Here is a 247-nt window from a genome sequence, read left to right as displayed (position 1 = left end):
CTATTATATAAAGAGGATTATTATTCATATGGACAGAAATTTAGAAATANNNAGTTGTAGCACATGAGTTATGGCACCAATGGTTTGGAAACTTGGTGACTATGAAATGGTGGGATGATCTTTGGCTTAATGAATGTTTTGCCACATATATGGCATATAACAGCTATGGATGAATTATTAAATGAAAATAATATTGGATCAAATTATATGTATGCTGTTGATACATATGNNNCAAAATTTGAAGATT

1 protein-coding gene and 1 pseudogene (1 of these 2 running past the window's edge) are annotated in these 247 nt (G+C 29.5%); both read left to right on the top strand.

All coding sequences use genetic code 11. The features are described from left to right. Nucleotides 1-62: 62 nt before the first annotated feature. Nucleotides 63-173, top strand: a pseudogene (locus LUA84_RS05070) (M1 family aminopeptidase); the annotation flags it as partial. Next, nucleotides 130-247, top strand: part of the annotated coding region (locus LUA84_RS01285; protein ID WP_256443482.1) for a M1 family aminopeptidase (this coding region is incomplete at its 3' end). 185 nt of the annotated region lie beyond the right edge of the window; 118 of its 303 annotated nt are in view. The pseudogene LUA84_RS05070 and the gene LUA84_RS01285, both read left to right, overlap by 44 nt.

Source organism: Candidatus Nanopusillus massiliensis (assembly GCF_920984865.1).
This window is presented reverse-complemented; position numbering and strand designations above follow the sequence as displayed.